Origin of the sequence: uncultured Pseudoalteromonas sp. (assembly GCF_963922945.1) — a bacterium.
Taxonomy (GTDB): Bacteria; Pseudomonadota; Gammaproteobacteria; order Enterobacterales; family Alteromonadaceae; genus Pseudoalteromonas.
The window spans coordinates 1-8395 of record NZ_CAWUKC010000118.1 but is presented as its reverse complement, the minus strand read 5'-3'; the positions used below and the strand labels follow the sequence as shown (position 1 = coordinate 8395).

General features: G+C 39.1%; 3 protein-coding genes. All 3 read left to right on the top strand.

Features of this window, described 5'->3' with window-relative positions; genetic code table 11:
* Nucleotides 1-128 (top strand): peptidylprolyl isomerase (locus tag AABI99_RS16935; RefSeq protein ID WP_338367277.1); only part of this gene is annotated, 128 nt, incomplete at its 5' end.
* 392 nt (nucleotides 129-520) lie between these two features.
* A complete protein-coding gene (locus tag AABI99_RS16930; protein ID WP_338367276.1) occupies nucleotides 521-7789 on the top strand; it encodes an FG-GAP-like repeat-containing protein in 7269 nt (2422 codons plus the stop codon).
* Nucleotides 7776-8270 carry an ankyrin repeat domain-containing protein gene (locus tag AABI99_RS16925; RefSeq protein WP_338367275.1) on the top strand — a complete coding sequence of 165 codons (495 nt, stop codon included), beginning with the start codon at nucleotides 7776-7778 and terminating at the stop codon, nucleotides 8268-8270. The genes AABI99_RS16930 and AABI99_RS16925 overlap by 14 nt, the downstream gene beginning before the upstream one ends.
* Nucleotides 8271-8395: the final 125 nt, after the last annotated feature.

The window sequence follows — 8395 nt, the reverse complement described above, 5'->3', positions numbered from 1 at the left end:
GCGAATTTAGACGCGGGCAAATGGTTCCGCAGTTTGACAAAATAGCCTTTAATGGCGCTATTTTAGAGCCGCATTTAGTTAAAACTAAATTTGGCTGGCATGTTATTAAAGTACTTTATCGTACTTAAAGTAAATTTATTGGGTTATTAAAAAGGCTGCAACGCGCAGCCTTTATTGTTTTACTTGTCTGATTTTTTGAACTCTATAGTCACATCTAAACCTGTATCTATTTGCGCAATACCATTAACGACTTTTGGATGGTGCTCCCACCTTGAAAATGCACTTTTAAGTTAGCGTAAATTTTGGCGTATTAATTATTAAGTATATTTTTGTAGTATCACATTAAAATTTATAAAATCGTAAATATGTAAATTTAATGTATATTTTATCTGAAAGTTAATTTATTATTAACGAGTTTTTTTAGGTACATACAATAATTACTATAGGGATATACAAAGTGTTTGCTTCTTGCTTCAAGTCTTTTGGTCTATCAATTCTAATCAGTGCCTCATGCTATACAATGGCTTCCTCTTCTTGGGTGCCTATTGCAAATGACGGAATCACAACATTTATTCCCATACCAAAAGTTACAGTCAATGGTGTTGGTGTATATACCACTGGCGACAGCACTCGTATATCTATAGGTGACATAGGCGCAACAACAGCTTATTACTTCCGTACTAAAGATGTTAACAGTGGTGCTTTAGGGCCACTGCAATGTAAAACTGCCGAGCAAGTCAAAAATGATGGAAATAGCATATTAGCCGATCCAGGCATAAACACAGGCAAATATACGTATCAAGTTTCAGCCTGTATGACCGGTAGTGGCTGTGATATAAATTCGTTTGAGTCTGGAAGTCTAGCTTGTTCAATACCTGGCGCGACAAATCAATTTGAATATAAAAGCGTAGCAGGAACAAGAGCAATAAGTGTATCTGATAGTGCAACAGAACATGTTGGTACCATAGCCGCGCAGTTTAGGGTATCTGAAAGTGGGGCCGCAACTTATAACGTTCCAATTTCAATTCCGAAGGGAACTGCTGGTGTTGCACCGCAGGTTTCGCTTAATTATAGCTCTCAAGCTGGCGATGGAATAGTTGGGCAGGGTTGGTCTTTAAGCGCTTCTTCCGCAGTGACTCGTTGTGGTAAAACCCCTGTTTACGACGGTAAACAGGGGGGAGTTAGTTTAACAAAAACTGACAGGCTTTGTTTTAACGGGCAACGACTATTAAAAAATAGAACTGCAAACACAAAGCATACATCAGATATTGGTATTACAGACACATCTTATTGGAGCGAATCAAGCGTTTATCATACCGCAGTAGACAGCTTTAACATTATTAAGCCTCACTATGTTGCAGGTGCGCTAAGAGCATTTACAGTAGAAAATAAAGCAGGTGAAATTCACTATTATGGTGATGTAAGCGCAATAAGCTCAAATAAAAAATCATTATTAGATAAAAGCTTTTCAAAAGCATTTAAAACGGTTTCAGGGTCAGTGGTTTCGGGTCAAAGTGATGCTTTTATACACAGTGAAAGTAATGCAAGTATAGCAAGAATGTGGCTTATTAAAGCTGTACAGGATGTAAAAAGTAATTATTTTGTTTATAACTATAATGATTTTTACGGTAACTATTCTGAACATTATGGGGAAAGCTATTTAAAAAGTATTGATTACACTGGCAACAGTGCGCTTTCTAAAGCGCCGTACGCTTCTATTATTTTCAACTATGAAGAAAGCAAAAAGCAAAAATCAGGTTACTCTGCTGGTTCTCCTATTTTTCAGAGTAAATTGTTAAAAAATATACAGGTAAAAATTGACCAAGACTTATTCAGAGAATACACACTTTCATATTACGAGTCTGACTTTCAAGACGAAAAAAACTACCTAGAGTCTATGACCGAGTGTGCAGGAACAGGCACAAATAAACTGTGTAACGCGCCATTAACTTTTAACTGGCAAAAACCAGCACCAATTACGACCCAACTTAAAGATGAATGCCACACAGAAGACTCAGCACCGTCATACAGAACAGTGTGCACAAAGGTACCTGTATCAGATGCATTTAAACCTTTTTCATCAACATCTTCAAAAACTGTCAGTACTAAAAACAACAACAAAGCATTAATGTTTGATTTTAATGGCGATGGATACTCAGACATTATTTATCCAGATGGAACATGGAAAGTGAAATATGGTCCAAGCTTAACAACTCCCACTTCACTTATTGGTACAGGCGGTCTAACAACACATGCAGAGCGCGCACGAGTTATTGATTTTGATGGTGACGGTGTCTTAGATTTTATTGTTGCTCAGAATAACACCTCAAATTGGATGGTAATTTCTAATAAACAAACTGTTGTAACTACAACACAATGCTCTAGGTATACCGGGGGGAATTGCTATACCGTAGATAGGAATATTAATGTAAGAGATACAGGAATACTAGCATCAGGGCTGACAGGGTTGACTCAAATTGTTGATGTTGACGGAGACAGTCTTCAGGATATAGTCATTTCGGATGGCTTAAATTTGAACTATTACCACAATCTAGGTGCTGGTTCATTTTCTGAGGCTAAGCCTTTATTGACCGTGCCTGCAGGTCAAGCTAATACACCTGGTAATAGCGTTACTAACTCTATTTTATTTGGTAACAGTATTTACTCAAAAACAGCAGGTAGAAATAACGCAACAGTGTTAGATTTTGATGGCGATGGTATAACGGACATACTACTTGGTAGGCTAACCTATGAAACAGAGTGCGAGGAAGAGGATGGAGAATATTATTGCAACCAATACCTAACAACTGTTTGGTACTTATACTCAGGCAGTGATTGGACCAAGCCTGCTCAAACTTTTACTGGCAGTAATGGCTTTTCATCACCAAAAGTAGTAGATCTTAATGGAGATGGCTTGAGTGATATATTGTGGAGAACAAGCAAGGAATTAAAGTATCGCCTAAGCGATGGAAAAAAGCTACTTGATAGCGACACTGTTAAAATTGCTACAACTACAGGAAGTCGAACCTTACAAATTACTAAAGAGCAGGAAGATTTAAGCTACTTCATGGACGTTTCTGGTGATGGTAGAACCGACCTTCTTATTTCTAACACCGCAAAAACAGGGCGTAGTACATACTTTTCAATGCCAATTAAGGGTCACCCAGATAAAATTTATTTTCAGCAAAGGGGTAGTTGGACATTCGACGAAAACAAAATGACCCAGTTTGCCGATATTGACGGAGATGGCAAATTAGACTGGTTGCAAGGGACTAACTCTGAATGGAAGGTTCATCTTAATAAAGATGCTGGTAAATTAATGAATGTAATAGCAAATGTCGATAATGGCCACGGCATTACAAACAATATTACTTATTCAAGTATTACTAATACCTTTAATAACTTTCCTGAACACAATGTAGCTACTTATATACAAGATCATTCATCAAATGGGGTAACAGAAGACGGCTCATTAGACCCTGATTATATTTCGCCTAAAACAGGCATGTTTATGGTGTCGCGAGTAGACTCTTTGAGCAACTCAGGAACTAATCAGTCTGTAATATATCAATATGGTGGTTTATTAATGCACAAAAAAGGCTACGGAAACCTTGGCTTTGAATTGCTCCGTACGCTTGATTTACAAACCTGTACTACCGAAACTACATATAAAAATGAAGTAATAGGTTACGATGATGACGGTACACCGTTTTGGGGTAAACGTCCCTACTCCTATACAAATTATGATACCTGTATGGCTACAACAACAGTGTATAACCAACTTGCGCCTTATACGGGGATTCCTAAGTCAACGGTTCAAACATTTGGAGTTGGCTCTGACGCAGTAATAGTAAGTGAAGCAATTAATAGTGTAGGTAATAAAGCAACAGTAAATGGCGGTATCCAAGCTTACATTGAAAGAACGACTGAAGTTAGCTATGCCCTAAACAAAGAGCTAACTGCCAGTAGTGTAGCCACAAGAAGTATTACCGAAAACGAATACGATTTTTACGGTAACGCAGAAACAATTACAAGCACAACAGACAACAAAGCGTCTGGCTCAGTATCAACATCAAATGTATTAACTGTTATTACAGAAAACACATACGGTAGTTCGAGTGTTGATAAAAAATTGGGCCGATTAGCAACCTCTCGAGTAAGCAAAACACTCAAAATAGGAGGGGTCACGGCTCCGGTTAACGGTACTGCTGGAAGCATAATTAACAATGCGAGTTTTACTTATAATAGCGATAAACTATTAAAAACAGAAACTACTGCTTTTGGAACAACAACGCATGGCTACGATGGATGGGGCAATAAAAATAGTAGTACGTTTGTTACAAATAATTCAACGGGGAATGTGTCTAGTTCTCGCTCAACATTAACACAATACGATAGTCGAGGCCGCGTTGTGGTTAGCTCGACTAATTCAAAAGGGTTTACAACAACAAGTAGATACAAAGCGACTAATTCAGGCACAAGCTTCACCCAATTACCGAAAGGTATTATATTAGCCACACAGGTTGAGACCGAGAACGGCGCTAATGTTACAAAAGAGTATAATTATTTTGGTACGCTAACTAAAACAACATCAAGTACCGGTAGTCAATCACCTACATTACAGTCTGCAACATACACACGTTTGTGTGGTAGTGTGTCTTGTGGTGTTGCAGGTGCATTTCAACGAATAATTAGTGCGGCATCTGGCATGCCAGAAACCCATACATACCTTGATGCATGGGGGCGTGAGCTTGTAACTAAAAAACGTTTACTGAGCGGTAGCTGGCAGGTTGTAAAAAAAGATTACGACGAACAAGGGCGAGCTAAGTGGGTTTCGGAGCCTGGTAGCGGCAGTGCATCAACGTATAAAACGACGTTTAGCTACGATAAACTAGGCCGAGTTTACAATGAGCTAAAGCCAACTGGTGACAGCGTAACCCGTGAATACGATGGACTAACAACCACAACTACCGATGAAAAAGGCAACAAACAAAAAGTAACCACTAACTTTGTAGGCCAAAAAGTATTGGTGCAAAGCTTAAGCGCGCAAGGCGAAATGCTCACTAAATTAGCCTATACCTATAGTGCCAACAACGATTTACTTACAACTAAAGTATACAAAGGCAATTCGTTTAGCCATACACAAGTTACGCTAGTTGTTGATAAGTATGGTCGCAAAACAAGTATGACCGACCTAGATAAAGGTACATGGCGGTATACATATAATGGCTTTGGCGAGCTAATTACGCAAACTAATAGCAGTAACCAAACGCTTGCTATGCGCTATGACGAATTAGGCCGTAAAATTGCGAGACTTGACGTAGACGGTTTAACCTGTTGGGAATACGACTCGCAATTAAAAGGCGAATTAAGCCGCGTTGCCTATAAAAAAGGAACAAATCAGTCTACAAATACTTGTAGTTATGGATGGCCAACGAATCCAAACTACCAAGAAACATACACCTACGGTAATAATAATAAATTAGCTGAAACAGAAACCCTTATTGACGGTGAGTTTTTTTACAGTCAACTAATGTACGATGAATATAATCGCGTTAAATACACGCAATACCCAGCAAATGGATTTACTGTTAAGCATGGTTATAACAACTATGGCATGGCAACAAAGCTAATTAATGTAACCCCCAATCATCGCGATTTCGGAAAAGTATACCAAGAAGTAAAAGCAATGGATGCCCGCGGTAATATAACTGATGTGCGCTATGCCAACGGCGTAAAGCAAACTCAAAGTTATAAAGCAACCAGTGGTTATATTGATAGTATGTCGCTTACCAAAGGCAGTAGCATGTTACACAACCAAAGCTTTAAGTTTGATGAAGTTGGTAATCTAACAGAGCGTAAACATAACTTTGCGTTAGGTGGCTCAACCCACGATTACTGCGAAAGCTTTGGATACGATAGCTTAAATAGGCTTGATTGGAGCCGTACCCAAGCAAGTACCACTACATGTAATTCAAATAGTGGCGGTATATATAAAAATTATGATTACGATGCATTGGGTAATTTTGAATATAAACAAGGTGCAGGGCATTACACCTATCACAGCAGCATTAAAAACCGTGTATTAAAAGTAACAAGCGGGGCAAATGGCGCAGGAGCAGTGATATACGACTTTAGTAATTCCGGCAGTTACGATAACCGAGGCAATGTACTTTCAGATGGCTCGCGTACCTTTACTTATAGCGCGTACGATAAACCTACACGAATTACTAAAGGCGGTATTTATACCGACATGGCTTACGACCATAATCGTAATTTATACAGCCGCACAGACAAACGCAGCAATGGTACAACCCATACACTTTATGTAAAAGGGCTATACGAACGTATTAAAGGCAGTAATGGTATAACTGAGCACAAATATTACGTTGGTAACGTTGTTGTAACAGACCGCTCTAACGGTAATAACGATACCTTTTACTTACATAAAGACCATTTAGGTTCAACCACGTCAATTACCAATGCCAGTGGCGCGGTAGTGCAGCATATAAATTACGATGCATGGGGCAAACAAAACCGTTTTAGCACTTCAAGCAGTTTACAAACGCTACTATCGCAACAAAGCCCTGCTGAAAGTAAAGGGTATACCGGGCATAAAGAGCTGAGCGATTTAGGTATTATTCATATGAACGGTAGGATCTACGATCCAACTTTGGGTAGATTCCTTCAGGCTGATCCGCATATACAGGCACCAATGAATAGCCAGAATTACAATCGTTATTCGTATGTGTTGAATAATCCGTTGAGTTATACCGATCCGAGTGGTTATTTCTTTAAGGCACTTGGCAAGTTTGTTAAGAAATATTGGAGGCAGATTGCGGCAATTGCGGTAACTTACTTTACGGCTGGCGCTGCTAGTGGATGGGCTGCAAGTTGGGCTGCTGGAGCTTTTGGTGCAGGAACTACAGCAGCGGCGGTCGCGGGAGGTGCGCTCACGGGAGCTATAGCGGGTGCCGCAGGGGGATTTGTTGCAACAGGGTCTCTCAAGGGGACACTAACAGGTGCTGCGACAGGTGCTGTGTTTGGTGCTATTGGGGGTTATGGTCGAGCAAGTGGTTGGGAAACAAGTGCTTATGGTGATGCTAAATTTATTGGCAGCCATGCCGTTGCTGGCGGGGTGCTTTCAGATTTACAAGGTGGAAATTTTGGTCATGGATTCTTCACCGCAGGCGTAATGAAAGGTGTAGGTATGGGGGTCGATTCTAACGTAAATATGAATGATGTTAGTAAAACCATTGTAATGGCGATAGCTGGAGGAACAGTATCTAGGCTAACTGGTGGTAAGTTTGCTAATGGAGCTGTAACTAGTGCTATTCAATTTGTTGTGAATGAACTTGGAGACAAACTTTCTAAACTAACGGATTCGCAAAAGGCAGAGCTACAAAGTGAAATTGCTGAAGAAGCTCATAATCGAGGAAGAGAGCTTTCGGATTTATGGGACAATGATGAATACGCAAGTATAAGAAAGCTTTACCCACACTTATCCAAGTTAAAAGGAACGATGTTCAGAACTGCGGTTTATGACCATATAAGTGACTTTAGAAGGATAGAGGCTCTTGCAACTACAGGAAAAATATTCAGCACTACTAATAATATCCTTGAAACGACTTTAGGTACTTCAGCGAAAATTGTAATAAACCCTTCTGGTTGGGCTGGACATTTAGCTGGGGATTTACTGGGTCTTAGTGGCTCTGCTTATGTTCCAGTAAAGCATCAGTTCAAATATGACAGAATTAGAGGTGTAGAGGTTGGATATGTTGCTAGATAATAAACGCTTAATAGGAACTATAACGTTAATGTGGCTGTTATGTTCAAATAATGCTTGGTCATGCAGTGAGTATGCTGAAAAGATTCAAACTGCTGACTTGAGTGATGAGGGTGAACTTGCAAGGCGCGAATTGGCAAATGAACTTATGGAAGAGTATGACTTCCCAAGTAAGATTTTGAAAAAGTTGATGAGAAATGAAATGCAATTAGAAAAAAGCAATATTCTTAAAAAGTATGGGGATGTTTTGCTTGATATGGCAGTTTACCGCTCAAACTATGATGGTGTTAAATATCTATTAGATAATAATGTTCCTTTGTTCTCAAAGAGAGTATTTATTGAAAGCCCGATATTTATTGCAGCAAGTTCTAGAGATAAAAAAATGTTAGAGTTATTTTTAGATATTACAGGTGTTAAATATGCTCATTCGTTGAGTATTGCAAATTCATATATAAACTGTGTTAACTTTTTAAAGAGTGAATAGAACTAATACGGTAAGATCTTTCTTTTAGCTAATGGGGGTCGCTTAGCTTTTACTTAAAAAAGGAAAAAGCAGATTTGATAATCATATAGAAAGCTCCTCGAGTTTTTCGATACAGTTGTGTTGAC

Excerpts from the sequence above, each read along its gene's own strand:
- AABI99_RS16925 (WP_338367275.1), top strand. The coding sequence starts at position 7,776 with ATGTTGCTAGATAATAAACGCTTAATAGGAACTATAACGTTAATGTGG.
- AABI99_RS16930 (WP_338367276.1), top strand. The coding sequence starts at position 521 with ATGGCTTCCTCTTCTTGGGTGCCTATTGCAAATGACGGAATCACAACA.